This is a genomic window from Nonomuraea rhizosphaerae, from assembly GCF_019396405.1.
Lineage (GTDB): Bacteria > Actinomycetota > Actinomycetes > Streptosporangiales > Streptosporangiaceae > Nonomuraea > Nonomuraea rhizosphaerae.
Genome location: NZ_JAHKRL010000449.1, coordinates 1 through 2,576, shown reverse-complemented (window position 1 = coordinate 2,576; position 2,576 = coordinate 1). Strand labels below are relative to the sequence as shown.

The window sequence follows — 2,576 nt, the reverse complement described above, 5'->3', positions numbered from 1 at the left end:
GCCGACATCGTCGGCGCCGACGAACTGATCGACGAGATCTCCAAGGGCAACAGGCTCAACGAGTTCGACGCGGTGGTGGCCACCCCCGACCTCATGGGCAAGGTCGGCCGCCTGGGTCGCGTCCTCGGCCCCCGCGGCCTCATGCCCAACCCGAAGACCGGCACCGTGACGCCCGACGTCGCCAAGGCCGTGACGGAGATCAAGGGCGGCAAGATCGAGTTCCGTACGGACCGGCAGGCGAACCTGCACTTCATCATCGGCAAGACGTCGTTCCCCGAGCGCCAGCTCATCGAGAACTACGCCGCCGCCCTGGACGAGGTGCTCCGTCTCAAGCCGTCGGCGGCCAAGGGGCGTTACCTGAAGAAGGTCACGTTCTCCACCACCATGGGCCCCGGCGTCCCGGTCGACCCCAACGTCACGCGCGGCCTCACCGCCGAACTGGACGCGTAGGGTCTCCACGCCAGAGCAACAGACAGCCCCTGCCGATGGAATCGGCGGGGGCTGTCGGCGTTTCCGGCCCCAAAGGACTTCCGTTTTGGGGGCGCTGCGCGCTTGGGGGCTGCAGGTGTTTTGTCGGTCGAGCCTGGCCCCGACTCCTGTGGGGTCTCGCTGTCGCTCGGCCGCTTTCCTGGCGGGCTTCGCCCGCGCCCGCTCGCGCCACGGCACAGCCTCGGCGGCTGGTTGTTGTGGTGCGCTTGTGAAGCGAGAGGGCGTAAAGCGGCTGGTGGAAGAGGGACGGGCGGGTAGGCGGTGTCGCTTCCGCCTGGAAGGGGCTTCCGTTTCGGGGTGCTCGCTTTCCCGCCCGCGCCCGCCCGCCCGCTTGCGCCATGGCACGGCACGGCTTCGGCGGCTGGTTGTTGTGGTGCGGTTGTGAAGCGAAGGGGCGGAGGGCGGCCGGTGGGTCGCTGGGCGGTTCGGCAGTGTCGTCGGTCGGGTGTGGCGCGGTTGATGTCGGAGTTACCGGCTTCGCTCGCGTGCGCGACGTTCGATCGGCGATCAGTGACGTTGTGGCTCGGCACGACAGGCGTGAGGTGCGACGTCAGCGTGTTGATCGGCCCCGCGTGGGGCATCCGAGCCGGGCTGAGTGCCGAGTCGCTGCCCGAGCGGGTCGGCGCGCTGGTGGCCTGCCTGGTCCACGAGTTGTGCGAGCCCGGCGGCGAGGTCTTCACCGGCGGCGGTGGCCGACGGCGCGGGTGTTCGTGGCGGAGGGCCGGCTCCTACGGGACAACGTCCTGGGCGGCCTGGTACGCGGCGGCGGCGAGGGCCTTGATCTCGTTGGTGTCGGCCTCCAGCAGGAACCCGTCAGCGACCGTGGCGTCGGTGGCCGCGCCGAAGGCTGCCAGGTAGTCGTCGGCGCCATCAGGGTAGAGCCGGGCCAGGGTCGCGCCGGTGAAGGGGACGGTGTGGCCGAAGAGCCTCTCGATGAGGCCGTCGTTGGGGCTGATCCCGGTCAGTACGGCGGTCGGGACGTCCATCCAGGGGGTGCGGATGCCGCCGAGCGCGTTCCCGAGATCGTCGCGGCGGAGCGTGGGCGGCGGCCCGGACAGGGTGTCCAGGCGGGCGGCGCGCGGCGCGGGTGTATTGGTGTCGTGCACCCAGCGGGCGAGGCGGTGGACGGCGGCGTTGGCGACGTAGTGGTGCTGCGGCGCGCTGTTGACGGTGTGGCCGACGTCAAAACCGGCGGCGCGCCGGCGGGGAGCGAGCGCGGCGGCCAGGTCGGCGGGTTTCAGGCGGGTCATGTCGTGGGAGGCGGCGGCGTCGATGTAGGTGTCGGCGTGGGCCGTTCCGGCGATCTCCCAGACGCGCAGGAGGGGTCCGTCGGGCTGCCGGGCGGACAGGTAGTCCAGGGTGATGACGTCGGTCTCGGTCAGCAGGGCCAGGACGGGCACCCGCAGGTCGTCGCGGAAGGGCACCGGGCGGGGGTCCATCTGCGGCGGGTCGGGCAGTTCGAGCAGCGACGCGGCGCCGATGCGGCTGTGGGTCAGGTAGCCGTCGTAGGCGCGGGCGATGGGGTCGATCTTGTTGATGTACGTGGTGAGCCGGTAGGCGGCCAGGGACACGCCGGCGGCGATGAGCCGCGCGCCCGGGAACAGCACGGCGATGGCCTCGCCTGCCTGGGAGAAGATGTCGTAGGAGTAGTCGTCGCCGGGGTGGTGCAGTGTGCCGTACCGGTCGGGGTCCCAGGCTTTGAGTCCTCCCGGCGCGGCTCCGTCGGGAGGCAGCGCGCTGCCGGTGACACCTGCGCACTGAGCGGAGACGCCGACCCAGGCGTATCCGCCGCGGATCAGTTCGGTGTGGGTATAGAGCCATTCCACGCCGGCGTCCATGAAGCTGGAGACGTTGAACCATTCCACCACGACGGTGCCGCTGAAGCGTTCCGGTGGCTCGGGGGTTCGTACGAGGACCCGGGTGAGGTAGGGGGCGTGGGCGCGTTCGCCGACCTGCCCCGGTGTGGCCGGGTCGTCGCGGTAGGCGGTGGCGGTGCCGCTGAGCAGGTATTCCTCCTCGATGTAGGTGTGGTCTGCCTCCTGGTTACGGCCGGCTTCGAAGGGGCGGGCGCGGCCGCCCCGGCACGG

General features: G+C 71.1%; 1 protein-coding gene and 1 pseudogene. One reads left to right on the top strand and one right to left on the bottom strand.

Annotated elements, in window-relative coordinates:
* Window positions 1–450: pseudogene (locus KME77_RS22950) on the top strand (50S ribosomal protein L1); the annotation flags it as partial.
* 767 nt (window positions 451–1,217) lie between these two features.
* On the opposite strand, the gene KME77_RS22945 reads toward KME77_RS22950, so the two are convergent.
* Window positions 1,218–2,576 (bottom strand): alpha/beta hydrolase domain-containing protein (locus KME77_RS22945; RefSeq protein ID WP_219470999.1); only part of this gene is annotated, 1,359 nt, incomplete at its 5' end.